The following is a 22,679-nucleotide window of genomic DNA, read 5'->3' as shown; positions in this document are numbered from 1 at the left end:
CTCACCCGCCAAATCGCGGTTCCGGAACGCCCGTCACGCCCAAGCCGGTGATGGCGAACAGGCTGCCGCGCAGGACACCGTCGCCGGGAAAGCGCGGCAGCGGCGGCTTGGCCATCGAGGTCACGTAGAGCGTGTCGAGCTTCGGCCCGCCGAACATCACGCTGGTGATCTTCTTCACCGGCATGTCGATGATGCGATCGACGGTACCGTCCGGCGCATAGCGCACCAGGCGGCCGTCATAGACCAGCGCATTCCAGAGATAGCCCTGGGCATCCACAGTCGAGCCATCGGCGGCCCCGCCCTTGCTGGTGTCGACGCGCACGAAAGTGCGGCGGTTGGTGGCAGCCCCCGTGGCGATGTCGTAATCGTAGGCCCAGATCTCGCCGGTCCAGGTGTCGGCGAAATAGAAGGTGCGGTCGTCCGGGCTCCAGCACGGACCGTTGGAGCAGATGATGCCGGAATCGATCCTGGTGACGGAGAAATCCGGATCGAGCCGGTAGAGCCCGCCTGACGGCCCCTCCTCCATCGTGTCCATCGAGCCGGCGAAGAAACGGCCGCGCCGGTCGACCTTGCCGTCATTAAGACGGTTCATCGGCCTGTCCGGCTCCGGATCATGGATCAGCGTCACATCGCCAGAGGCGAAATCGAGCAGATGGAAGCCGCGCTGCAGCGAGACCACCGCGCCGCTGCCATCCCTACGCAGCGCCATCGAACCGATCTTCATCGGCACGTCCCAGGAGCGGATCTCGCGCCCGTCGGCGGTGGCGCGGAACACGCGCCCGTCGAAACTGTCGATCCAGTACAGGCGCTCCTGTTCGACGTCCCACAGCGGGCCTTCGCCCAGCGTCGTCTTCACGTCCACCACGACTTCGATCTTCATGCCATCCTCCTCTGTTTCGGCGACTGCAGCGACTGGTCAGAAGGCGACCTTGTCGCCGCCCTTCAGCGCCAGGATCTCGCGCGCCTCGTCCGGCGTCGCCACCTCCATGCCAAGCCCCTCGATGATCTTGCGCGCCAGCAGGACCTGTTCGGCGTTCGACTTGGCGAGCTTGCCCTTACCGGCCCACAGGCTGTCCTCCAGCCCGACGCGAATGTTGCCGCCGAGCGCTGCAGACTGCGCGGCGATGCGCAACTGGCTGGCGCCGGCGCCGAGCACCGACCAGCGGAACTGGTCGCCGAACAGCCGGTCGGCGGTGCGCTTCATATGGGCGACGTCTTCCGGATGGGTGCCGATGCCGCCGAGCAGCCCGAACACCGACTGCACGAAGAACGGCGGCTTCACCAGCCCGCGATCGGCGAAATGGGCGAGGTTGTAGAGATGCGCAATGTCGTAGCACTCGAACTCGAAGCGCGTGCCATTGTCGTAGCAAGTCGCCAGAATGTACTCGATGTCCTTGAACGAGTTGCGGAAAACGAGGTCACGCGTCGCCTCCAGATGCGGCTTTTCCCAGTCGAACTTGAAGGTCTCGTATTTGTCGGCGAGGTGATAGAGCCCAAAATTGATCGAGCCCATGTTGAGCGAGGCCACTTCCGGCTTGAACTGGGCGGCCGGGCGCACGCGCTCCTCGACCTTCATGTAAGGGCTGCCGCCGGTGGTGATGTTGATGGCGGCATTGGTGCCTTGCTTGACGCGCGGCAGGAAGCGGGCAAAGGCCTCCGGCGTCTGGTCGGGCTTGCCGGTTTCCGGATCGCGGGCATGCAGATGCAGGATCGCGGCACCGGCCTCTGCCGCCGCGATCGCCTCCGCGGCGATCTGATCGGGCGTAATCGGCAGATAGGGCGACATGGTCGGCGTATGGATCGCCCCCGTCACCGCGCAGGTGATGATGACCTTGCCCTTGACCGCCGATGCGCCCGATTTGCGGCTGGTTTCTTTCATTGTCCGAACTCCTGATCCGATTTCTTCTTGTGCGCCGCCAGCGCCATCAGCCGGCGATCCCGCCAGACCTGCCGCTCACTCAGATTTTCCCTGGGCAGGCGGTTGCTGCGCTCGGCCTCGACGGTTGTCATGACCTCACCCGCCCAGTCGACGCGGCGCAGCATCTGCGGAAAGATGTTGGAATAGATGCCCTGGTAGCGGTCGACATAGTCGCGCACGCCGCCGGGCGCGTTGAGGTCGATGGTCTCGAACGGCCCCATGAAGGACCAGCGCAGCGCCAGCCCGTCGCGGATGCCGATATCGACATCCTCGACACTGGCGTAGCCGTCAGCGACAAGCCGGAAAGCTTCCTCCAGCAAGGCGCCTTGCAAGCGGTTCATGATGAAACCGTCGAGCTCGCGCTTCATCACCAGCGGCGCGTGGCCGGCATCGATGAGGAAGGCGCGCGTCCTTTCCAGCGTCTCGGCGGATGTCCACGGCGCCGGCACCACCTCGGCCGCCGGAATGAGATAGGGCGGGTTGATCGGATGGACGACCAGGCAGCGGTGCCGCCCTTGCAGATGGTCGGTGAATTTAGACGGCAACAGCGCCGAGGTGGAACTGGCGATGATCGTTTGCGGGCCGGCAAGGCCATCGATCAGAGAGAAGACTTCCCGCTTCACATTGAGGTTTTCAGGCGTGTTCTCCTGGACATGGGCTGCATCGGCTAGTGCCTCCCCAAGCTCGGCGACGATGGCGATGCGGCCAAGCACGGCGTCGACGGACTGCCCGCGCAGCAGATCGTTCGCGGCAAGATCGCCGAGCACACCTTCTATGTAGTCGCGGGCGCCACCCGTCGCGGCAGGCGACTGGTCCCACATGCGCACATCATGGCCGGCGCGAGCGAAGCTGATCGCCCAGGCCCGCCCGATGAACCCGCTTCCGACAATCGCGACATTGGCCATGGATTGTTCCTCAAAGTGTTTCGACGTTGCCGTCGACGCCGAGCGACTGGCCCGAAATGTTGATGCCCGCGTCGGACAGCAGGAACGCAACCATCGAGGCCACGTCATACGGGCTGGTCATGCGGCGCAGCGAGATGTTCTGCAGATAGCGCCCGGTCATCTCTTCATGGCTGATGCCGACCTGCTTGGCGCGTGCCGCGATGACGCCTTCGATGCGCGGTCCCTCGATGATGCCGGGCAGGATGGCATTGACCCTGATGCCGTGCGGCCCAAGCTCCTTGGCGAGGCTCTGCGTGAAACCGATGACGCCGAACTTGGCCGCCGAATAGGGTGTACGGAACGCGTAGCCGTGGCGGCCGGCCGCCGACGACATCGACACGATCGAGCCGCCGCCCCCCGCCTTGATCAGCGGCACGGCGCGCCGCGCGCACAGGAACTGGCCGGTCAGGCAGATATCGATGCAGCGCCGCCAGTCGTCCGGCTCGATCTCGTCGACGCCACCGGTCGGCCCAGCAATTCCGGCATTGTTGATCAGCGCGTCAAGCCCACCGAGCTTTTCCTTGACCGCCTCGAACAGCCGGTCGACGTCATCGTCGCGCGAGACATCGGCCTTGACCGCTGCAACCAGGTCGATCTTGCCCGGAGCCGCGGCCAGCGCCTCGTCGGAAACGTCGCAGACGACGATGCGTGCGCCGAGCCGCGACAGCGTTTCGGCGATGGCGAAGCCGATGCCGCCGGCACCCGCCGTCACCAGCACGCGCTGTCCTTTCAGCCCGGCCAGAAATTCGTCCGCCGATGCGGGTGCCTTTGCGCTCATCGTCCTGTCCTTTTCATTGCAGCCGCCGTTCGCGCAGCGCCATGACGGCACCGAGAACGACCAGCCCGTAAAGAATTGCCCTGGTGGCGTAGGGCAACGTGGTGCCGGCCAGCAGCATCTGCAGCGCCGTCAACAGCAGCACGCCGCCGAGCATACCGAGATAATGGCCGCGCCCACCGGTGATCAGCGCGCCGCCGACCACCACGACCGCGATTGACGGCAAGAGATAATCATCGCCCATGCCGAGGCTTGCCTGGCCAGAAAAGCCGGTCAGCATGATGCCGACAACAGCGGCACAAACGGCCGACAGCATATAGACCAGGATCAGCGTGCGCTCGACGCCAATGCCGGACAGCCGCGCCGCGCGCAGCCCGTTGCCGATGCCGTAGACCCGGCGTCCGAACGGCGTGCGCCCAAGCAGCAGCACCGCGCCGGCCACAAAGACAACCATCAGCAGCACGATCGGCGTCACGAAACCGAGCTTGGCCGTCATGAACCAGCGCAGCATCGGCGAGGAAAACCCGGCCGGCGTTCCCTGCGAATAGATCAGTGCGAAGCCCTGCAGGATGCCGTTGGTGGCGAGCGTCATGACGATCGGCGAAATGCCGAGATAGGCAATGCCGAAGCCATTGGCGAAACCGATGGCGCAGGCCATCACCAGCACGACCGGCAAGGCGTAGAGCAGCGCAGCATCGGAGCCATTGACCATGCCGGCCAGGATGATGCCAGAAATGCCGATCGTCCACGGCACGGAAAGATCAAGGCCGCCGGTCAGGATGACGGTTCCCTGCCCCAGCGCGAGAACGGCGAGGAAGGACGACAGCACCAGCAGCGAATTCCAGTACCCCGGGTTGAGAATGGTGCGGCCGAGCCAGACCTGGGTGACGATGACGATGATGAGCAGGCAGACATAGGCAGGCAGCGCATAGCGCAGCGTCTCGGCGTTGCGCAGGCGGAAAGCCGGGCGCGGCGATGCCAGACCGCGCTGGTTTTGCGTAGGCCCGGCGATCTTCAGCCGCCGGTCGATCGCCTCGATCTGCGAGGGCAATATTCCGGCGCGCCAGGCGGCGATCCGGGCGCGGGCCGCACGCAACTGCACAGCGAGCACCGACGCGTGCGACAAGGATCCGGCAAGGGCCGCCAGCACCAGAATGGTGCCTTCCGCGATGGTCGAATAGTAGGCCGACACGTTGAGCACCAGCAGGATGTTCACCACCATCATCAGGATATAGGCGCCGAAGACGGTGCCCACCGGGCCACCCTGCCCGCCGCCAAGGCGCGTGCCGCCGACCACGACCGCCGCGAACATCGACAGAAGCAGCGGATTGCCGACCAGCGGGTCGCCGCTGCCGGTCTGTGCGCTGATGAACACGCCGGCAAGGCCGTAGCAGCCGCCGGCGATGACATAGACGGCAAAGCGCACCAGAACGACATTGATGCCGACGGCAGCAGCCGAATCCGGGTCGCTGCCGACGGCATAGAGCGCCGTGCCGAAGCGGGTTCCCTTCAGCCAGAACCAGGCGAGCAGAACGACGCCGATCACCACCAGCGGCATTGGCAGCCAGCCGGTGATTGCGTCACCCAGATAGAAGGTGCCGAGATCGGGCGACACGAAGCCACCGGGCTTGTCCATCACCAGCAGCGTCACGCCTTGCAGGATGAACATGGTGGACAGCGTCACCACGATGGGCTGCATGCGCAGTACCGCGATGAAGAAGCCGTTGAAGGCGCCCACCGCCATGCCAACGCCGATGCCGACGGCCGTCCACAAAAGGATGCTTGCGCCTGGCGCCATCGGGTCCATGCTCGATGCCAGCACGACATTGACCAGCGAGATCACCGCGCCGGCGGACAGGTCGAAGCCGCCTGAGAGGATGACGATGGTCTGGCCGACCGCGGCCAGCGCCGAGGTCGCGCCGCCGCTCGACAGGAACGACACGTCGAAATAGGTCAGCGGCCCGGCACTGATCCAGTCGACGATGAAAAGCAGGGTCGCAAGAACGATAGCGGCGATCAGCGCGCCGCGATGGCGTGTCAGCGCGCGGCGCAGCCCGAAGCCAGTGGAAACAGGAGAGGAAATTGCTGCGCTGCTCATGCGGCTTCTTCCCCGGCATGGCCGAGCGCCGGCCGCATGATGGCGGGCTCGGTGATGGCGTCACCTTCGAGCTCGGCGGCGATGCGCCCGTCATAGAGAACCAGGACCCGGTCGCATTGGTGGACCAGTTCGGGAATCTCGGTCGAGTGCAGCAGGATCGAGCCGCCGGCGGCGACGTAGTTTCGCATCATCACATAGAGCTCATGCTTGGTGCCGACATCGATGCCGCGGGTGGGATCGAACAGAAGCAGGATGCGGCTCTGCGCCACCAGCCATTTGGCGATGGCGATCTTCTGCTGATTGCCGCCGGAAAACGCCCCTGCCCGCGTCCACAGCGCGCGGCGGTCGACCTCGACAGTGGCGAACGCCTCCTCGACGGAGCGGGTCTCGGCGGCGGCGTCGACAAGGCCGAAGCGTGTGAAGCGCGACACCACGGGCAGCGTGGCGTTCTGGCTGCCCGACAGTTTCAGGAACAGGCCTTCGGATTTGCGGTCCTCCGGCACCAGGCCGATGGCCATGTTGGGCCGCAGCGCATCCGCAGGCGAGCCAAGCCAGACCTTGCGGCCGTCGACAAGCACGTCGCCGCGGGTGATTTCAGCCATGCCGAAGCAGGCCAGGAACAGATCCTGCTGGCCCATGCCTTGCAGTCCGGCAATGCCGAGTATCTCGCCCCGGCGCAGGTCGAAGCGCGCGCCGTCAAGCTTGCGCCCGACCTTGAGGTCACGCACGCCCAGCACCGGCGGCCCAAAAGCCTGGGCGCCGTCGGGCTTGGGCGGGAAGGTCTGTTCGATGGAGCGTCCGATGATCTTTTCGATGACGTCGGCATCCGAAACATCGGCGACCGGCGCGGTGACGATGTGGCGGCCGTTCCTCAGGATCGTCAGCGTGTCGCAAAAGGCGCGCACCTCGCGCATGCGATGGGTGATGAAGACGATGGTCGTGCCGGTCGCCTTCAACCTGGCGATGATGTACCCCAGCCAGTCGACATCGCGGCCAGCAAGCGTCGAGGTCGGCTCGTCGAGCAAAAGGATACGCGGCTTGCGATAGACGGCCCGCGCGATCTCGATCTTCTGCCGCACCGAAAGCTCGAGTTCGCTGACCTCCGCGTCGAGATCGACGGAAAAACCGAGCTCGTCGATATGGCGGCGGACAGCCTTGCGCGCGGCATTGCGCCGGATCAGCCCGGAGATGCCGACGGGAGCGTAGGGCAAAAGCATGTTGTCGAGGACGGAGAGATCGCGCACCAGGGTCATCTCCTGGAACGCCGTCTGCACGCCGAGCGCATGGGCCGCGCGCGGCGCGCCGTAGCCGATCTCCTTGCCGAAGACCTTGATATGACCGGCACTGGGCCGCACCAGCCCCGACAGCAGTTTGACCAGCGTCGACTTGCCGGCGCCATTCTCACCCAGCAGCGCGTGGACGCTGCCGGGCGCGATGCGGAACGACACGCCGTCCAGCGCGACGGTCGGGCCGAACGCCTTGCCGATGCTGTCGATCTCGATGGCGGGGAGCGCGGAATGTTCTGTCATATCCTCGATCGCAGGCTGCGCACTTCTGGGACACCACGCATCAGCGCGGATCGACGATGCGCGGACAAGACATCCGCGCATCGTCGCGATTTGCCGGGGAGGCTCAGTTCTCCGGTTGCCCGACGAGCGCAGCGTTGAGGCCGATCTCGGGCGTCTGGTCCGAAAAGATCGAGGCGAACCAGCCGGGATTGGACACCAGCGACGGCTTGAAGACGTTGCAGCCGGCCTTCATCTCCGCCCAGGTGCCTTCGTCGCACAGCTTGATCGTCTCATTGGTGACGAGCGGCAGCGGCAGGATCGTGGTCTTCGGCACGTCCTTGCCTTCGATCGCTTCGACGGCAAGTTTCAGCGCCAGCGCCCCGGAATAAGGCGGCGAGGCATAGGAAATGCGTTGTGCGCCGGCCGGTGCATAGGGCGGAGCGGCACCCTCGACGTCGGTGCCCTCCGGCAGCATCTGGATGCGGCCGCCATTGGAGCCCTCGCCGGCGCAAGGCAGGAGTTCGCTGGCCTTCTTGCCGGCTTCGAGCTGCATCGAGTTTGCGGTGAAGCAGCCGACCTGCATCCACAGCCCGTTTATGTCGTTCCAGTTGCGCGTGGCGAGGATCTTCGACAGCTCGGTGCGGGCGACTGCCTGGCTCCACATGCCGACGGCCTCGCCGACAATCTTGATTTCCGGATACTTGGCAAAGACTTCCTTGGCGGCCTTTGTCCGTTGATCGTCGACGGATGTTCCGGGAACACCGGTGATGGCGATGATGTTGCCCTTGCCATTGAGCTTCTTGACCAGCCATTCGGCGGTCACCCTGCCCGCTTCCAGCTGGTCGATGTGGACATTGTAGGCACAAGGCTCGGTGATCTCGGCGTCATAGGCGAAGACCTTCACGCCCTTGTCACAGGCATTCTTCACGACCTGATTGAGCGCGGTCGGCGAGATCGGATAGACGACGATCGCCTCGGCGCCGCTTTGCACCATGGCATTGATCTGCTGGATCTGGCGTTGTGCATTAGGCCCGGCGACCTGGACCTGCAGGTCGACCTTGTCGGCAAGGCTCTTGTGAGCGGCCATGGCCTTGATCATGTTTGCCGCCTCGGCCTGCCAATCATTGCCGATGTAGCTCATGCTGAGAAAGATCTTGTGCTTCTCGGCGGCTTCGGCAGCCGACAGCCCAAGGGCACATACAGCCATGCCGGCCAGCAGCGCGAGCCGCCGGACTTTCAATCCGATACCCATGTGAATTCCTCCCGATACGAACGACCGAATGCCTCCCAAGGGCACGAGACGTGGCCCTTGTCATTCGATGTCGGCGACCGTATCAGCATTTGATCAAAGATCAATGATAAAATAACTTGACGGCAAAGCGACAGGCGCGGACGCTTGACGCGACAGCCGGAACCCTGCATTCCGGGAACGGGTTGAGGCGCGGCCTTGCGCGGAAAGGTTGATGGGAGATGGCCGGAGCGGCGTTCAGGAAGCCTGGTGTCGAGATCGTGCCCCTGTCCAGGGAGACGCTGCAGGACAGGGTCTATCGCCACGTGACCGAATTGATCCTCGACGGCAGCATCGTGCCGGGCGAGATGGTGACGGTGCAAAGTCTCGCCGACGCTTTCGGGGTCAGTCCGATGCCGGTCAGGGAGGCGTTGCGGCGGCTGACCGCGGCCAATGCTTTGATGGTCGTTTCAGGCCGCTCGATCGGCATTCCCGCACTCAGCCGCGCGCGCCTTATCGATCTCAGGAATGTCCGCTTCGAGATCGAGGCAATCGCCGCTGCCTGGGCAGCCGAGCGCATCGACGATCACGGCATCGCGCAGCTTGGCCAGCACTTGACCGCACTCGAACAGGCCAATGCGGCGGGGGACGTCAAATCCTATCTGCGTGCCAACTATGCCTTCCATTTCTCCATCTACCGGGCGGCGGGCTCGGAAAACATCCTCAACATCATCGAGAATTTGTGGCTGCAGATCAGCCCCTATTTCAACATGCTGCATGATTCCGGAAACTATTCGACCGCCAACGAGCACCACCAGGCGATGTACGCGGCACTGCGCAACCGCGACGCCGAAGCCGTCCGCCAGGCCATCCGCGCCGACATCGACGCCGCCTTCGACGTCCTGGTCGATCTGCTGAAATAGAATTGATAAGCCGGCTAGAATAAACGCGCGCCTCCGCTCACATTCTCCTCGAGCGCGGTCCGGAATTCCCGCTCGAACGCCTGCTGCAACATGGACGAGACCTGAGCCCTGTTTCTGACCATGTAGATGTGGCAGAGAAGACCGGGGCTGAAGGGCCGTATCGTCAATTTGCCTGCCCATCGAGCCGCCGAGAACGGGTCGACGATCGACACGCCCAGACCCTGTGCGACCAGCGCGCATGCCGTATCGGCGAACGGTGTTTCGAAACGGTAGCCGACGGCAACCCCAGCGTCATCCAGCGCGCGCTCGATATCCTGCCGGGTGCGGTCCTCGCGGCCGAGCGCGATGAATTCCTGACCTTCAAGCTGGGCTGCGAAGATCACGCTGTCATCGGCGAATGCATGGTCGAGCGGCGCCACGCAGACGCATTCGGTCTGGAAAATCAGATCGCAGGCGATTGCCGGATCCACCACCGGCATCTGAATGAGGCCGATGTCGATCTCCTTGTTTTCCGTCAACTCCGCGATCCGCAGCGAAGCTGCCGGAAAGATGCTCATGCGCGCCTTCGGGTGATGCCCGGCAAATGATTTCAGGAAACGCGGCAAGACGATGCTGGCAAGCGCCGGATAGACACCGATCATCAGCCGCCCGGCTTCCAATTGCCTGATATCTCCAGCCAGGCGCCGTATCCTTGCCATTCCCTTGACGATCCGCCCGACCTCCTCGTTGAGAAGCGTGGCTTCCGCCGTCGGAACCAAGCGCCCCGCCCGACGAATGAAGAGAGGGATTTTCAGCGCATGTTCCAGGTTCGAGATATGCGCGCTGACCGAAGGCTGGGCGATATGCAGAATCTCGCTCGCGCCGGTGACCGTCCCTGCCTCCATGACCGCCCGGAATGCTTCAAGCTGCTTGTAGTTCATCAGCCATCCTCGGCTCCAGTGCCGCAAAACCTATAGGAAAAAACTATATTGTGCGCAACATTTCATATTGGAATGCGTCGGAAGATTCCTTTCTAGTCGGGCGAATAACCCGCTCCAGTCAGTCCTGGATAGGCATTCGCCGACAGCGGGAAAGATCGATGCCTCGCCTGCCCGTGTGAGGATATCGGTTTTTCCTATCGTCGGCGGTGAGGCTGCGGGCGTTTCAAAAACAAGAGTGGGAGCTTCGCATGATCAGAAATATCATCCTGGCAGCAGCTGTATCGCTGGCTGGCCTTTACTCAAATGGTGAGGCGTCGGCGCAGGACGCGCTCCACATCCGCATCGCAACCGAAGGCGCCTATGCGCCGTGGAACTATACGCTCTCGGATGGCACGCTTGCCGGCTATGAGATCGATCTTGCCAAGGAATTGTGCAAGCGCATGAACGCCCAATGCGAGATCGTCGCGCAGAACTGGGACGGGATGCTGCCGGCGCTGAACGCCGGAAAATTCGATGCCATCATCGCGTCCATGGGCGTAACGCCGGAGAGGGAGAAAGTGGCCGCGTTTTCGGATCCCTACTCCACCGCGCCCAACGCTTTCCTGGCATTGAAGGGCAGCGGCTTGGCGCAGGCCCTGCCCTGGCATGACAAGTTCGATCTCCGCGACAAGGCCTCCGGATCAAAGGACATTGTCGAAAAGCTCGACGCAGCACTCAAGGGAAAAGTCCTCGGCATCCAGGGATCGACGACAGCCGGCAAATTTGTCGACGAGTATCTGAAGGACGCGGTCACGGTCAGATCCTACAAGACGCAGGACGAAGCCAATCTCGATCTTCTGGCGGGTCGCATAGATCTCACAATGGCCAACATCACGGTTCTCGCCGAGGCGCTGAAAAAGCCCGATATGGCAGAGGCTGAACTCGTAGGACCGACCTTTCTCCTGGCCAGTGGAACGAGCGTGGCCTTGCGCAAGAGCGACACCGCTTTGAAGGACAAGTTCAACGCCGCGATCCACGCGGTCAACGCCGACGGATTCAACAAGGCGCTGACGGAAAAATGGTTCGGCGTCGATATCTCCGTGAAGAATTGAGCGGACGAGCGCGAGCAGCGCTGGGTCTTACCGCGATTATTGCCCCTGACGAGATAAGCGACCCGGCGCGCTGGGTCGCCCTGCACATCTCTCATGCGGCTTGTTTCAGGGATGTAAGCATCCAATGACCCCTGCCCCACGCTGCTGCGCTCTGCGCGACGAGCCACCGCAATGACTGCATCCGATTTTGTTCTGGGATTTGGCGAGGCCGGCTGGGGAACCGCACTGCTTCAAGCCGCGATGATAACGCTTTCCGTGGCATTGACCGGCTACGCCTTCGGCCTCCTGGTCGGAAGCTTCGGCGCATGGGCAAAGATCAAGGGCGGCGTTCTTCCGCGATTGATCGCCGACGCCTACACCACCGTCCTTCGCGGCATACCCGACATTCTCGTCATCTATCTCTTCTATTTCGGCTCAAGCGCGGTCCTCACACCGCTGGCCGGCCTGTTCGGCATTTCGGGTTTCATCAGCCTGCCGGGCTTCATGGCGGGTGCGCTGGCGATCGGGCTGGTGTCGGGCGCCTATCAGGCCGAGATCATGCGCGGCGCCTATCGCGCTGTCTCGCCCGGAGAGATCGAAGCGGCGATCGCCGCCGGCATGTCCCGCCTGACGATGTTTCGCCGCATCATCGCGCCGCTGGTGCTGCGGCACGCCCTGCCGGGTCTCGGCAATGTGTGGCAACTGGTGCTCAAGGAATCCGCACTGGTCTCGGTCACTGGCCTCGTGGAAATCCTCCGGCAAGCGCAGATCGGCGCCGGATCGACCGGCCAGCCCTTCACATTCTTCTTTGCCGCCGCCGTCCTGTATCTGGCCATTTCGTCGTTCTCGACATGGCTTCTGCGGCAGGCCGAAGGGCGGCTCGCACTCGGCACGAGGCGGACCTGATGGATCTTCCGTTCCTCTACGAGACACTGCTGAAGCTTCTGACGGGAGTGCCGCTGACATTGCAGCTCGCAGTATCCTCCGTCGGGCTGGGTGCCGTTCTGGCTGTTATGCTCGCCCTGGCGCGGCTATCCGGCCTGCGGCTCCTGGCCTGGCCCGCATCCTTCTACGTCTTCATCTTCCGCTCCACGCCGCTGCTGGTGCAGATCTTTCTGATCTATCATGGGCTCGGCCAGTTCCATGCGGTGCGGACCAGTTTTCTCTGGCCTCTCCTGCGCGAACCCTATTGGTGCGCGCTCATCGCCCTGACCTTGAACACCGCTGCCTATTCCTGCGAGATCGTTCGGGGTGCATTGCTGTCGGTTCCATCAGGCCAGATCGAGGCCGCGCGGGCCTGCGGCATGTCGAGCTTCACGCTCCACCGCCGCATCGTCTTCCCGCTTGCCTTGCGCCACGCTCTGCCGGGATACGGCAACGAATTCATCCTGATGATAAAATCGACGGCGCTGGCCTCCATCATCACGCTGATGGAGGTGACCGGCCTGGCGGCCCAGCTCATTTCCGAATCCTTCCGCGCCATCGAAATCCTGATCGTGGCGGCCGCGATCTATCTGTCCATGAATTTCATCGTCACGCGCCTCGTCCAGTGGGCCGAATACGCACTGAGCGCCGAGCTGAGACCGCCTCCGGCTGCGGCATCCGGGCAAGGAGCAACCTTATGACTGACCAGCTCAAACCAGCCGTGCGCCTGACGGCGCTGCGCAAGAGTTTCGGCGCCTTCGAGGTGCTGAAAGGCATCTCGCTCGAGGCGATGGAAGGCGATGTCGTCTCGATCCTCGGCTCCTCCGGCTCCGGCAAGTCCACGATGCTGCGCTGTATCAACATGCTGGAGACGCCCGATAGCGGGCGGATCGAAGTCGGCGGCGAGACCATCCAGTTGAAGCAGGCCGGCGGCAGGACGCGGCCGGCCGACAGGCATCAGCTGCAACGCATGCGCGCAAGCATCGGCATGGTGTTTCAGAACTTTAATCTCTGGTCTCATATGACGATCCTGGAAAACCTGATCGAGGCCCCAATCCACGTCCAGAAGCGTTCGCGCGCCGATTGTGTGGAGGAGGCTGAAGCGTTGCTGGAAAAGGTCGGCATTGCCGAAAAGCGCAATCACTACCCCGCCCATCTGTCCGGCGGCCAGCAGCAGCGGGCGGCGATCGCCCGTGCGCTGGCCCAGCACCCGAAAGTCATGCTTTTCGACGAGCCGACCTCCGCGCTCGACCCGGAGCTTGTCGGCGAGGTGCTGCGTGTCATGCGCGCGCTCGCCGAGGAAGGCAGGACGATGCTGGTCGTCACCCATGAAATGGGCTTCGCCAGGGACGTCTCCAGCAAGGTCGTGTTCCTGCACAAGGGCGCGGTCGAGGCGGAAGGCTCTCCGCACGATATGTTCGCCACCGGCCGGTCCGACTGCTTCCGGCAATTTTTGTCCGGCGGCGGCGGCTTGAAGTAAGCCAACTTTCCCACGCAAGCGATACACACGAAAATATCCGAGAAGGAACTGACAGCATGACCACACAGGCCACCGCGTCTGAAATCGTGATCGTCGGAGGCGGCATCTACGGTGCGAGCCTCGCTTACGAACTGGCGCATACCGGCAGGACCGTGACGCTGCTCGAGGCCGACGACATCGCGGCCGGCGCATCGGGCGGCTCTGGTGAACGGGGCGTGAGGGCAAACAGCCGCGACTTGCGCGAACTGCCGATGGCGACTGTCAGCTTCCCGCTCTGGGCCAGATATCAGGAACAGTTCGAAGGCGGCGTCGGCTACCGCCGGACCGGCGGGCTTCATCTCTTCAGCATCCCCCACGGCGCTCACGAGCATGAAGTGCGCGGCACGATGGAAGCCATGGCCATGACACAGAACGCGCTTGGCGTTCCCTCTCAGCTTCTCAATCGTGACGAAACGCTGGAACATGAGCCGGAATTGTCGGGGGATCTGATCGGCTCGGTCTACTGCAGGGATGACGGCGTGTGCGATCACACCTTCGCCACGCAAGCCTTCGCCAGACAGGCGCGTAAGGCCGGAGCGATCTTGCGCACCGCAACGCGCGTCACCGAAATCCTCCACACCAAAGGGAGGGCAACGGCGGTGAGGCTGGCGAGCGGCGAAGTTGTGCCGGTTGGCGAAAAACTCGTTCTCCTGGCCAACAATGGCGTCCTGCCGCTGCTGAACCCGGTTCTCCAGCCGCAGGAAATCATGCCTGTCATCACCTTGATGCCGCAGATGATGTTCGTCACCAACCCGCACGGCAAGAAGATCAATCATCTCATCGGCCATGCCCACCGCAAACTGTCGGTGAAACAGATCCAGGATGGGACGCTGATGCTTTCAGGCGGCCAGAGCGTTGCCTATACGCCGGAGGGGCGTTGGAAGGGATCGCTCAGTTCCGTAGCTCTCGGCCTGACCGATGCCATAGCAACCTTACCCTTCATCGACGAGTCCTCTTTCCTGAAGGTCGATGCGTCCCGCGTCGAGAGTTGTGCGATTGACGGTATCCCGATCGTCGACACGCCTGCTGCCTTGCACAACACCATCTATGGGTTCGCCTGGACCGGCCATGGCTTCGCCATCGCCCTTGGCTTCGCCAAATACCTTACCGAGTGGATCGTCAGCGGTGAAAAGCCGCAAGCGCTCGAAATCTTTTCGGGAAAACGATTTCAGGCGCCGCATCCCGGCTAGGGCGCCGCTTCCCATTTGCCTCTATTGGCCGCCACCCTGTTCGAGACCGTCGAAATACACCTCGAAGTACCGTCTTGCCAAGATCGACGTCAGGCTCCGGTCGGCGAAAAGCAACGTTTTGCACATCAAATAGTGGGCTCTGGAATTTCAACCGGAAAGCGAGCATGATGCGGCCTGGTATTTCGCAGGCCTGCTTCGCGCGTGGCGAAATATCCGGAGGAACGGGACATGGCCATTGCGCTTGTACTCGTTTTGATCGTTGTGGGCTCGGTGTTGTTCCACTTCCTGAGCCCATGGTGGTGGACGCCGATTGCCTCGAACTGGGACTATATCGACAACACCATCATCATCACGTTCTGGATCACCGGCGCCGTCTTCGCCGCCGTCGTGCTTTTCATGGCCTATTGCGTGTTCCGCTTCCGTCACCGGGAGGGCAACCGCGCCGCTTATGAACCGGAGAATAAGCGGCTGGAATCGTGGCTGACGATCGTCACCGCGGTCGGCGTGACCTCCTTGCTGGTTCCTGGCCTGTTCGTCTGGAGCCGCTTCGTCACCGTTCCGAGCGACGCCACAGAGATCGAGGTCATCGGTCAGCAATGGCAGTGGAGCTTCCGCTTGCCCGGCAAGGACGGCAAGCTCGGCACGTCGGACACCCGCGACGTATCAGCTGACAACCCGCTCGGCGTCATCCCCGGCGATCCCAACGGCCAGGACGATGTCGTGGTCGAAGCGGCGGACCTGCATCTGCCGGTCGGCAAGCCGGTCAAGGTGCTGCTGCGCTCGATCGACGTGCTGCACGATTTCTACATACCGGAATTCCGCGCCAAGATGGACATGATCCCGGGTTCGGTCACCTATTTCTGGTTCACCCCGACCAGGACCGGAAGCTTCCAGGTCCTGTGCGCCGAACTGTGTGGCCAAGGCCATCCCCTGATGCACGGCATGGTCATGGTCGACACCGAACAGGACTACCTGGCCTGGCTCGGCCAGCAGCAAACTTTCGCGCAACTGTCGACGCCCCAGAAAACAGGCTCGGCAGACCAGACGCCGGACAGGACGATGCCGTCGGGTTTGAAGGTTGCAGCACAGCTCGAAACGGTCGGGTCTCGCTGAAAAGAACACGGAGGTGTTCCTATGGTCGACGTAACACCCGCAGATGCCGTTCCGCCCGCCGAAGTCGGCGAGATGGAACTTTACCATCCGCACAGTTGGTGGACGAAATACGTCTTCTCGCAAGACGCCAAGGTCATCGCCATCCAGTATTCGGCGACGGCAACGTCGATCGGCCTTGTGGCGCTGGTGCTGTCCTGGCTGATGCGGCTGCAACTCGGCTTTCCCGGAACGTTCGACTTCATCACCCCGGAGGCCTACTACCAGTTCATCACCATGCATGGCATGATCATGGTGATCTACCTGCTCACCGCGCTCTTCCTCGGCGGCTTCGGCAACTATCTCATCCCGCTGATGGTCGGCGCGCGCGACATGGTCTTTCCCTATGTCAACATGCTGAGCTACTGGATCTACCTGCTCGCCGTCCTGGTTCTGGTGTCGAGCTTCTTCGCGCCGGGCGGACCGACAGGTGCCGGCTGGACGCTCTACCCACCGCAAGCCATCATGAGCGGCACGCCCGGCGGCCAGGACTGGGGCATCATCCTGATGCTCTCCTCGCTGATCTTGTTCATCATCGGCTTCACCATGGGCGGCCTGAACTATGTCGTGACGGTGCTACAGGGCCGCACGCGCGGCATGACGATGATGCGCCTGCCACTGACGGTCTGGGGCATCTTCACCGCGACCGTCATGGCGCTGCTCGCCTTCCCGGCACTGTTCGTCGCTTGCGTGATGATGCTGCTTGACCGCACGCTCGGCACCTCCTTCTTCATGCCGGCGATCTCCGAGATGGGCGAGCAACTGCCGCACAATGGCGGCAGCCCGATCCTGTTCCAGCATCTGTTCTGGTTCTTCGGCCATCCCGAAGTCTACATCGTGGCGCTGCCGGCCTTCGGCATCGTCTCCGACCTGATCAGCACCCATGCGCGCAAGAACATCTTCGGCTATCGGATGATGGTCTGGGCCATCGTCGGCATTGGCGCGCTGAGCTTCGTGGTCTGGGCGCACCACATGTATGTCAGCGGCATGAACCCCTATTTCGGCTTCTTCTTCGCCACCACGACATTGATCATCGCCGTTCCCACCGCCATCAAGGTGTACAATTGGGTGCTGACCTTATGGCGCGGCGACATCCATCTCACCATACCGATGCTGTTCGCGCTGGCCTTCATCGTCACCTTCGTCAATGGCGGGCTGACTGGGTTGTTTCTCGGCAACGTCGTCGTCGATGTTCCGCTGTCCGACACAATGTTCGTCGTCGCCCATTTCCATATGGTCATGGGTGTCGCCCCGATCATCGTGGTGTTCGGCGCGATATACCATTGGTACCCGAAGGTCACCGGCCGCATGCTCGACGAGACGCTGGGCCGGTTCCATTTCTGGGTCACGTTCCTCGGCGCCTACCTGATTTTCTTCCCCATGCATTATCTCGGCCTGATGGGCGTGCCGCGGCGTTATGCCGAACTGACCGACATGACCATAATGACGGAGTCGGCCCATCACCTGAACTCGTTCATCAGCATCATGGCCTTCATCGTCGGCTTCGCCCAGATGGTCTTCCTGTTCAATCTGATCTGGAGCATCCGCCATGGCCGCGAGGCCGGCGGCAACCCGTGGCGGGCCACGACGCTGGAATGGCAGACGCCGCAAACACCGCCGGCGCATGGCAATTTCGGCAAGGATCTGCCCATCGTCTACCGCTGGGCCTACGACTACAGCGTGCCGGGTGCCAAGGAGGACTTCATCCCGCAGAACGTGCCGGGCGCCTTCGCCCCCTCCAGGGAGCCGGCATGAGTGTCATCCTGGTCTTCTTGCTCGTGATCGCCGGCTTTGCCGGCTGGTGGCTTTCGCACCAGCGGCTGACAGCGAAGCCATGGCTCGAGCAAGGTCTGGCCAGCGACATTGTCGACTTCGACCGGTCGGCTCTACCCACCGCCAAGATCGGCCTCGGTGTCTTCCTAGCCGTCGTCGGCTGCCTGTTTTCGCTCTTCACCAGCGCTTATTTCATGCGGATGGCGGTGTCGGACTGGCAGCCGCTGCCGTTGCCGCGGCTGCTCTGGCTCAACACAGGCGTGCTGGTGCTGAGCAGCGTCGCGTTGCAATGCGCCGTATTCGCCGCGCGCAAAGGCCAGATCGACAACGTCCGGCTCGGCCTTGCCACGGCCGGGCTGACTGCGCTCGCCTTCCTGGTCGGACAACTCGTGGCGTGGCAGCAGCTAACCGAAGACGGCTACCTGCTCAGCGCCAATCCAGCCAACAGCTTTTTCTACCTGATCACCGGGATGCATGGCCTGCACATACTGGGCGGTCTGATCGGTCTCGGCAGGACGACCGCCGGCGCCTGGAACGGAGTGCGGCCGCAGCGGCTGCGCCTCAGCGTCGAGCTCTGCGCCATGTACTGGCATTTCCTGCTCTTCGTCTGGCTGGCCATCTTCGCGCTTTTGGCCGGCTGGGCTGCGACGTTCATCGATATTTGCCGGCAACTGCTGACCTAGGAGATAGGGATGGCTGAGACGACAGTGACGCACACCGGCCAAATGAGGCCAAGACCAGCTGGCTGGCATGGCATTGCCGCCGATTGGGCCTCCGACCAGCGCGCGTTCAAGAACGTGTCCTGGGGCAAGGCCATGATGTGGATTTTCCTGCTCAGCGACACCTTCATCTTCGGCTGCTTCCTGCTCTCCTATATGACCGCGCGCATCTCCACGCGCGTGCCGTGGCCAAATCCGAGCGAGGTCTTCGCGCTGCGCATCGGCGGCCAGGAAATCCCCCTGATCCTGATCGCCATCATGACCTTCGTGCTGATCTCGAGCAGCGGAACCATGGCGATGGCGGTGAATTTCGGCTATCGCCGCGACCGCCGCAAGACGGCCATCCTTATGCTTCTGACCGCGGCACTCGGCGCGACCTTCGTCGGCATGCAGGCCTTCGAATGGACCAAGCTGATCACCGAAGGGGTACGGCCCTGGGGCAACCCCTGGGGCGCGGCACAGTTCGGTTCATGCTTCTTCATGATCACCGGCTTCCACGGCACGCATGTGACGATCGGTGTGATCTTCCTGATCATCGTGGCGCGCAAGGTCTGGCGCGGAGATTATGACACCGGGCGGCCCGGCTTCTTCACCAGCCGCAAGGGCCGTTACGAGAACGTCGAGATCATGGGGCTCTACTGGCATTTCGTCGATCTGGTCTGGGTGTTCATCTTCGCTTTCTTCTATCTTTGGTGAGAGGCAGATATGGCTGAAGCAACCGCAAACGGCCTCGGGCAACACGCACTTCACGCACATGATGCACCGGTGGCGGCCGCCCATGCCGAAGTTCACCAGGAACACCCGATCAAGCTCTATCTGGTGGTCTGGGCGTGGCTGTTCATCCTCAGTACCTGCTCCTATCTGGTCGATTATTTCGGCCTGCACGGCTATCTCAGATGGTCGCTGATCCTGATCTTCATGATCCTCAAGGCTGGGCTGATTGTCGCTGTCTTCATGCATATGGCCTGGGAACGGCTGGCGCTCGCCTATGCGATCATCCTGCCGCCGATCCTGGTCTTGGTGTTCGTGGCGATGATGCTTTTCGAGGCCGATTACACGCTTTTGACCCGGATGACGTTTTTCGGCGCTGGCCCCTGACCGGCACTCCGGGTCAGCCGGCGACATCCGCGGCCGGAAAGCCCGCGCCGCTTGCCAGTCGGCGGCCTTGAAACAAGCGGCCGCTGGTGCATTTCTCCTGGTACCGGAAACGACAGGAGGAACGAATTGCCCTCGTTTCCGCATGCGTCGCGAACTCAAGCAAGAGGGACGCCAAAAAATGACCATCGCAAACAGACTTAGGGAATTTATCGACGGCAAGGGAATTTCCTACGACACCGTCCCACACCATCGCACATCCACCAGCAGGCAGTCGGCAATAGCCGCGCATGTGCCCGGCAGCATCATGGCCAAGTCAGTGGTCGTTCACCACGAACTTGGCTATGCGCTGGCCGTGGTTCCAAGCACGCACAGGATCGAGCTCGGCAGGTTGCAGGACGTCATGGACAGACGCCTCGGCCTCGCCTCCGAAGATGAGGTGGTTTCCCTCTTCGGCGATTGCGACATCGGCGCCGTCCCGCCGATCGGTGCGGCCTACGATGTGCCGGTGATCCTCGATGAGAGCCTCGGCAACGCCGCCGACATCTATTTCGAGGGCGGCGACCACAGGACGCTGGTGCATGTAAGCGGCAAGGACTTCCGCAACCTGACGAGGGATGCACGCCAGGCCCGCTTCAGCCACGCTGCCTACTGAACCTGATCCTGTCGCGCCGGCGCGCCCTCGCCGACGCGACAAAAGCTGGAGCGTCCTCAGTTCGCCGGTCTGGCGGAGGCCGGCGACTCCACGACCTTGCGGTAGACATGCCAGGTGGCGTGACCGAGGATCGGCAGCACGACCGCCAGTCCCGCGAACACCGGCACGGAGCCGATGATCAGCGCGACAGCGACGATCAATCCCCAGACAGCCATGGTGATCGGGTTCGCCATAACCGCCCGCACCGAGGTGTGGATGGCCTCGTAGGCGCCCACATCGCGGTCGAGCAGCAGCGGGAAAGCAACGACCGTCGTGCACAACACCACGACGGCGAAGACGAAGCCGATGGCGTGCCCGAGGATGATCAGCGTCCAGCCGCGCCCGGTGGCGAATATCTGATTGATGAAGCCGGATATCGATTCCGGCGGCGCCGGGCCAAACAGATATTGGTAGAACATCTGCGCAGTCAGGAGCCACGCGATGAAGATCGCAAACAGCATGATCCCGACCGCCGCGATCGCAGGCAAAGCCGGGGAATTCCTGACCTCGAAAGCGTGCCGCCAGGACGTATCGAGCCCGGCCTCCCGCCTGCGGCTGATCTCATAGAGGCCGATGGCCGCGAACGGGCCGATCAGTGCAAAGCCGGACACCAGTGGAAACAGCAAGGGCAGCGCATTGGCGCCCGATGTCCAAGCGGCGAGCACGACGCCGACGAGCGGGTAGATCAGGCAGAGAAAGACGATATGCGAGGGCTTGACCATGAAATCGTCGACGCCGCGCCTGAGTGCGTCGAAGAGGTCGGAAACACCGATCTTTCGAATTCTCGTATGCTCCAGCGTCTCGCTGGCACCTGCAATCACGTGAAAGCTCGCCATAACCGTTCCTCCAGATCAGGTCCGGCAAGGTCGGAGGTTCACGGTGCCACCGATGTGCATGGCTGGCCACGCAAACGCGACCTGCACTGTCCCCAGCATACTCTCTTGTGCGGGACTTGTCGCCTTGTTGGTAGGGAGTTGGTGGCGGCGGGCGGGACGCTGGCCCCGGAAGTCTTTCTTCGATATTCTCACACAGTGCCGCGCGCCCCTTTTTGGCGCGCCCGGGGACGCTGCAGGCACTTTGATTGGCGCATGATCTCCCGGCCGGAGGTCAGCGAAGCGAGAATCGATCCCGGTTTTCGCAGCCTTGCGCCAGGTCGAAGGTGAAGATCATGGACGCAAGGACGGTTCTCATACTTGGCCTCGGCATAGTCTTTCTGCTGCTGCTGGGATTTTGCGCACTGCCATCGTGACGGATCAACGTGCGGTCTTCAGCACGACACTTGCCAACCGTTCAAGCGCCGGCTGAAACCAGGGCGCGCATGATGACGGTGTCGGCAAGCAGCGCGGCGAAGATCGCGAAAAGATAGATGATCGAGTAGGCAAACAGCGCCTTGGCGGGCTTCAGTTCCTTTTCGGCAGCAGCCAGGACCTTCCAGGCGTGCCAAATAAAACCCACGCCCAATACGGCCGAGACAAATCCGTAGTAACCGCTGGCGAATCCGAAGGCCCAAGGCAGCACGCCGGCCGGCGCCAGAAGCAGCGCATAGGCGAGGATCTGCTTCTTCGTCGAAGCCGGGCCGGCCACATTCGGCATCATTGGAATGCCGGCGGCGGCGTAGTCGCCGACCTTGAACAGCGCCAGCGCCCAGAAATGCGGTGGCGTCCACAGGAAGATGATCAGGAACAGGACCAGGCTTTCGACGCCAACGGCGCCGGTGGCCGCCGCCCAGCCGATGACTGGAGGAAGAGCGCCGGCGGCACCGCCAATGACGATGTTCTGCGGCGTCGAGCGTTTCAGCCACATGGTGTAGATGACGACGTAGAAGAAGATGGTGAAGGCCAGCAGCGATGCGGCGAGCCATCCAACCAACAAGCCGAGCGTCATGACCGAAAGACCGGCAAGCACCAGGCCGAAGCCGAGCGCCTCACCCGGCATGACACGGCCGGACGGAACCGGCCGCTTTGACGTCCGTGACATCAGCGCGTCGATGTCCGCGTCATACCACATGTTGAGAGCCCCGGCCGCCCCTGCCCCGATCGCAATCGCACCGATAGCGATCACGGCGATGATCGGATTCATCGCAACGGGGGCCACCATCAGGCCAACGAAAGCGGTGAAGATGGAGAGCGCCATGACGCGCGGCTTCAGCAGCGCAAAGAAATCGGCGGCCATCGCTTCCGAGAGGCGGACGCCGGTGTTGTCTCCGAGGTGGCTTTCCTTAGTCGACATTGC

The 22,679-nt window shown here is 62.7% G+C and carries 22 protein-coding genes; 12 read left to right on the top strand and 10 right to left on the bottom strand.

Features of this window, described 5'->3' with window-relative positions; all coding sequences use genetic code 11:
- Position 1: 1 nt before the first annotated feature.
- The 7 genes from CKW40_RS11055 to CKW40_RS11025 all read right to left on the bottom strand — a co-directional run bounded on the left by CKW40_RS11055 (position 2) and on the right by CKW40_RS11025 (position 8,495).
- Positions 2-880 carry an SMP-30/gluconolactonase/LRE family protein gene (locus tag CKW40_RS11055; RefSeq protein WP_095199941.1) on the bottom strand — a complete coding sequence of 293 codons (879 nt, stop codon included), beginning with the start codon at positions 878-880 and terminating at the stop codon, positions 2-4.
- A gap of 36 nt (positions 881-916) precedes the next feature.
- Complete coding sequence (gene kce / locus CKW40_RS11050; protein WP_095199940.1) at positions 917-1,879, bottom strand: 3,5-dioxohexanoate:acetyl-CoA acetone transferase; 963 nt, start codon at positions 1,877-1,879, stop codon at positions 917-919.
- Positions 1,876-2,823, bottom strand: a complete 948-nt coding sequence (locus tag CKW40_RS11045; protein ID WP_095199939.1) for a 3-hydroxyacyl-CoA dehydrogenase — start codon at positions 2,821-2,823, stop codon at positions 1,876-1,878. The genes kce and CKW40_RS11045 overlap by 4 nt, the downstream gene beginning before the upstream one ends.
- A 10-nt stretch (positions 2,824-2,833) precedes the next feature.
- Positions 2,834-3,640, bottom strand: coding sequence for an SDR family oxidoreductase (locus CKW40_RS11040; RefSeq protein WP_095200283.1), 807 nt, complete (start codon positions 3,638-3,640; stop codon positions 2,834-2,836).
- A gap of 13 nt (positions 3,641-3,653) precedes the next feature.
- Positions 3,654-5,735, bottom strand: a complete 2,082-nt coding sequence (locus CKW40_RS11035; protein WP_095199938.1) for an ABC transporter permease — start codon at positions 5,733-5,735, stop codon at positions 3,654-3,656.
- Positions 5,732-7,264: a sugar ABC transporter ATP-binding protein gene (locus CKW40_RS11030; protein WP_095199937.1), complete on the bottom strand. Its 1,533-nt coding sequence runs from the start codon at positions 7,262-7,264 to the stop codon at positions 5,732-5,734. The genes CKW40_RS11035 and CKW40_RS11030 overlap by 4 nt, the downstream gene beginning before the upstream one ends.
- A 103-nt stretch (positions 7,265-7,367) precedes the next feature.
- Positions 7,368-8,495, bottom strand: a complete 1,128-nt coding sequence (locus CKW40_RS11025) for a sugar ABC transporter substrate-binding protein (RefSeq protein WP_095199936.1) — start codon at positions 8,493-8,495, stop codon at positions 7,368-7,370.
- A 218-nt stretch (positions 8,496-8,713) separates the two neighbouring features.
- Between CKW40_RS11025 and CKW40_RS11020 the strand changes: the two genes are divergently transcribed.
- A complete protein-coding gene (locus CKW40_RS11020; RefSeq protein WP_095199935.1) occupies positions 8,714-9,394 on the top strand; it encodes a GntR family transcriptional regulator in 681 nt (226 codons plus the stop codon).
- Between the two features lie 14 nt (positions 9,395-9,408).
- Here the strand turns inward: CKW40_RS11020 and CKW40_RS11015 are convergent, their stop codons facing one another.
- Complete coding sequence (locus CKW40_RS11015) at positions 9,409-10,314, bottom strand: LysR substrate-binding domain-containing protein (protein WP_095199934.1); 906 nt, start codon at positions 10,312-10,314, stop codon at positions 9,409-9,411.
- Positions 10,315-10,562: 248 nt separating this feature from the next.
- Here CKW40_RS11015 and CKW40_RS11010 point away from each other — a divergent pair, with 248 nt between their 5' ends.
- The 11 genes from CKW40_RS11010 to CKW40_RS10960 all read left to right on the top strand — a co-directional run bounded on the left by CKW40_RS11010 (position 10,563) and on the right by CKW40_RS10960 (position 20,408).
- Positions 10,563-11,405 carry a transporter substrate-binding domain-containing protein gene (locus tag CKW40_RS11010; protein ID WP_095199933.1) on the top strand — a complete coding sequence of 281 codons (843 nt, stop codon included), beginning with the start codon at positions 10,563-10,565 and terminating at the stop codon, positions 11,403-11,405.
- A 171-nt stretch (positions 11,406-11,576) separates the two neighbouring features.
- Positions 11,577-12,290: an ABC transporter permease gene (locus tag CKW40_RS11005; RefSeq protein ID WP_095199932.1), complete on the top strand. Its 714-nt coding sequence runs from the start codon at positions 11,577-11,579 to the stop codon at positions 12,288-12,290.
- Positions 12,290-13,009 carry an ABC transporter permease gene (locus CKW40_RS11000; RefSeq protein ID WP_095199931.1) on the top strand — a complete coding sequence of 240 codons (720 nt, stop codon included), beginning with the start codon at positions 12,290-12,292 and terminating at the stop codon, positions 13,007-13,009. Before CKW40_RS11005 ends, CKW40_RS11000 begins: the two co-directional genes overlap by 1 nt.
- Positions 13,006-13,788, top strand: a complete 783-nt coding sequence (locus CKW40_RS10995) for an ABC transporter ATP-binding protein (protein WP_095199930.1) — start codon at positions 13,006-13,008, stop codon at positions 13,786-13,788. The genes CKW40_RS11000 and CKW40_RS10995 overlap by 4 nt, the downstream gene beginning before the upstream one ends.
- Positions 13,789-13,844: 56 nt before the next feature.
- Positions 13,845-15,017 carry an NAD(P)/FAD-dependent oxidoreductase gene (locus tag CKW40_RS10990; protein ID WP_095199929.1) on the top strand — a complete coding sequence of 391 codons (1,173 nt, stop codon included), beginning with the start codon at positions 13,845-13,847 and terminating at the stop codon, positions 15,015-15,017.
- Positions 15,018-15,245: 228 nt separating this feature from the next.
- On the top strand, positions 15,246-16,130 hold the full coding sequence (locus CKW40_RS10985; protein WP_095200282.1) for a cytochrome c oxidase subunit II: 885 nt from the start codon (positions 15,246-15,248) through the stop codon (positions 16,128-16,130).
- Between the two features lie 21 nt (positions 16,131-16,151).
- The gene (gene ctaD, locus CKW40_RS10980) at positions 16,152-17,921 is read left to right on the top strand and encodes a cytochrome c oxidase subunit I (RefSeq protein WP_095199928.1); all 1,770 of its coding nucleotides are present in this window, start codon (positions 16,152-16,154) and stop codon (positions 17,919-17,921) included.
- Positions 17,918-18,622 (top strand): cytochrome c oxidase subunit 3, encoded by a 705-nt coding sequence (locus tag CKW40_RS10975; protein ID WP_095199927.1) that lies wholly within the window; start codon positions 17,918-17,920, stop codon positions 18,620-18,622. Before ctaD ends, CKW40_RS10975 begins: the two co-directional genes overlap by 4 nt.
- Before the next feature lie 9 nt (positions 18,623-18,631).
- On the top strand, positions 18,632-19,354 hold the full coding sequence (locus CKW40_RS10970) for a heme-copper oxidase subunit III family protein (RefSeq protein WP_095199926.1): 723 nt from the start codon (positions 18,632-18,634) through the stop codon (positions 19,352-19,354).
- Between the two features lie 9 nt (positions 19,355-19,363).
- Complete coding sequence (locus tag CKW40_RS10965; RefSeq protein ID WP_095199925.1) at positions 19,364-19,756, top strand: cytochrome C oxidase subunit IV family protein; 393 nt, start codon at positions 19,364-19,366, stop codon at positions 19,754-19,756.
- 178 nt (positions 19,757-19,934) lie between these two features.
- Entirely contained in the window at positions 19,935-20,408 is a 474-nt protein-coding gene (locus CKW40_RS10960; protein ID WP_095200281.1) for an aminoacyl-tRNA deacylase, read from the top strand.
- Between the two features lie 56 nt (positions 20,409-20,464).
- On the opposite strand, the gene CKW40_RS10955 is transcribed toward CKW40_RS10960, so the two are convergent.
- Together CKW40_RS10955 and CKW40_RS10950 are read right to left on the bottom strand one after the other, a co-directional pair.
- Positions 20,465-21,283 (bottom strand): DUF2189 domain-containing protein, encoded by an 819-nt coding sequence (locus CKW40_RS10955; protein ID WP_095199924.1) that lies wholly within the window; start codon positions 21,281-21,283, stop codon positions 20,465-20,467.
- Between the two features lie 454 nt (positions 21,284-21,737).
- The gene (locus CKW40_RS10950) at positions 21,738-22,676 is read right to left on the bottom strand and encodes a heme o synthase (protein WP_095199923.1); all 939 of its coding nucleotides are present in this window, start codon (positions 22,674-22,676) and stop codon (positions 21,738-21,740) included.
- Between the last annotated feature and the right edge of the window lie 3 nt (positions 22,677-22,679).

The organism is Mesorhizobium carmichaelinearum (assembly GCF_900199455.1).
Lineage (GTDB): Bacteria > Pseudomonadota > Alphaproteobacteria > Rhizobiales > Rhizobiaceae > Mesorhizobium > Mesorhizobium carmichaelinearum.
Note: the sequence above shows the minus strand (reverse complement) of the source record. Positions and strands in the feature narration are given on the sequence as shown.

Excerpts from the sequence above, each read along its gene's own strand:
- CKW40_RS11055 (WP_095199941.1), bottom strand. The coding sequence starts at position 880 with ATGAAGATCGAAGTCGTGGTGGACGTGAAGACGACGCTGGGCGAAGGC.
- kce (WP_095199940.1), bottom strand. The coding sequence starts at position 1,879 with ATGAAAGAAACCAGCCGCAAATCGGGCGCATCGGCGGTCAAGGGCAAG.
- CKW40_RS11045 (WP_095199939.1), bottom strand. The coding sequence starts at position 2,823 with ATGGCCAATGTCGCGATTGTCGGAAGCGGGTTCATCGGGCGGGCCTGG.
- CKW40_RS11040 (WP_095200283.1), bottom strand. The coding sequence starts at position 3,640 with ATGAGCGCAAAGGCACCCGCATCGGCGGACGAATTTCTGGCCGGGCTG.
- CKW40_RS11035 (WP_095199938.1), bottom strand. The coding sequence starts at position 5,735 with ATGAGCAGCGCAGCAATTTCCTCTCCTGTTTCCACTGGCTTCGGGCTG.
- CKW40_RS11030 (WP_095199937.1), bottom strand. The coding sequence starts at position 7,264 with ATGACAGAACATTCCGCGCTCCCCGCCATCGAGATCGACAGCATCGGC.
- CKW40_RS11025 (WP_095199936.1), bottom strand. The coding sequence starts at position 8,495 with ATGGGTATCGGATTGAAAGTCCGGCGGCTCGCGCTGCTGGCCGGCATG.
- CKW40_RS11020 (WP_095199935.1), top strand. The coding sequence starts at position 8,714 with ATGGCCGGAGCGGCGTTCAGGAAGCCTGGTGTCGAGATCGTGCCCCTG.
- CKW40_RS11015 (WP_095199934.1), bottom strand. The coding sequence starts at position 10,314 with ATGAACTACAAGCAGCTTGAAGCATTCCGGGCGGTCATGGAGGCAGGG.
- CKW40_RS11010 (WP_095199933.1), top strand. The coding sequence starts at position 10,563 with ATGATCAGAAATATCATCCTGGCAGCAGCTGTATCGCTGGCTGGCCTT.
- CKW40_RS11005 (WP_095199932.1), top strand. The coding sequence starts at position 11,577 with ATGACTGCATCCGATTTTGTTCTGGGATTTGGCGAGGCCGGCTGGGGA.
- CKW40_RS11000 (WP_095199931.1), top strand. The coding sequence starts at position 12,290 with ATGGATCTTCCGTTCCTCTACGAGACACTGCTGAAGCTTCTGACGGGA.
- CKW40_RS10995 (WP_095199930.1), top strand. The coding sequence starts at position 13,006 with ATGACTGACCAGCTCAAACCAGCCGTGCGCCTGACGGCGCTGCGCAAG.
- CKW40_RS10990 (WP_095199929.1), top strand. The coding sequence starts at position 13,845 with ATGACCACACAGGCCACCGCGTCTGAAATCGTGATCGTCGGAGGCGGC.
- CKW40_RS10985 (WP_095200282.1), top strand. The coding sequence starts at position 15,246 with ATGGCCATTGCGCTTGTACTCGTTTTGATCGTTGTGGGCTCGGTGTTG.
- ctaD (WP_095199928.1), top strand. The coding sequence starts at position 16,152 with ATGGTCGACGTAACACCCGCAGATGCCGTTCCGCCCGCCGAAGTCGGC.
- CKW40_RS10975 (WP_095199927.1), top strand. The coding sequence starts at position 17,918 with ATGAGTGTCATCCTGGTCTTCTTGCTCGTGATCGCCGGCTTTGCCGGC.
- CKW40_RS10970 (WP_095199926.1), top strand. The coding sequence starts at position 18,632 with ATGGCTGAGACGACAGTGACGCACACCGGCCAAATGAGGCCAAGACCA.
- CKW40_RS10965 (WP_095199925.1), top strand. The coding sequence starts at position 19,364 with ATGGCTGAAGCAACCGCAAACGGCCTCGGGCAACACGCACTTCACGCA.
- CKW40_RS10960 (WP_095200281.1), top strand. The coding sequence starts at position 19,935 with ATGACCATCGCAAACAGACTTAGGGAATTTATCGACGGCAAGGGAATT.
- CKW40_RS10955 (WP_095199924.1), bottom strand. The coding sequence starts at position 21,283 with ATGGCGAGCTTTCACGTGATTGCAGGTGCCAGCGAGACGCTGGAGCAT.
- CKW40_RS10950 (WP_095199923.1), bottom strand. The coding sequence starts at position 22,676 with ATGTCGACTAAGGAAAGCCACCTCGGAGACAACACCGGCGTCCGCCTC.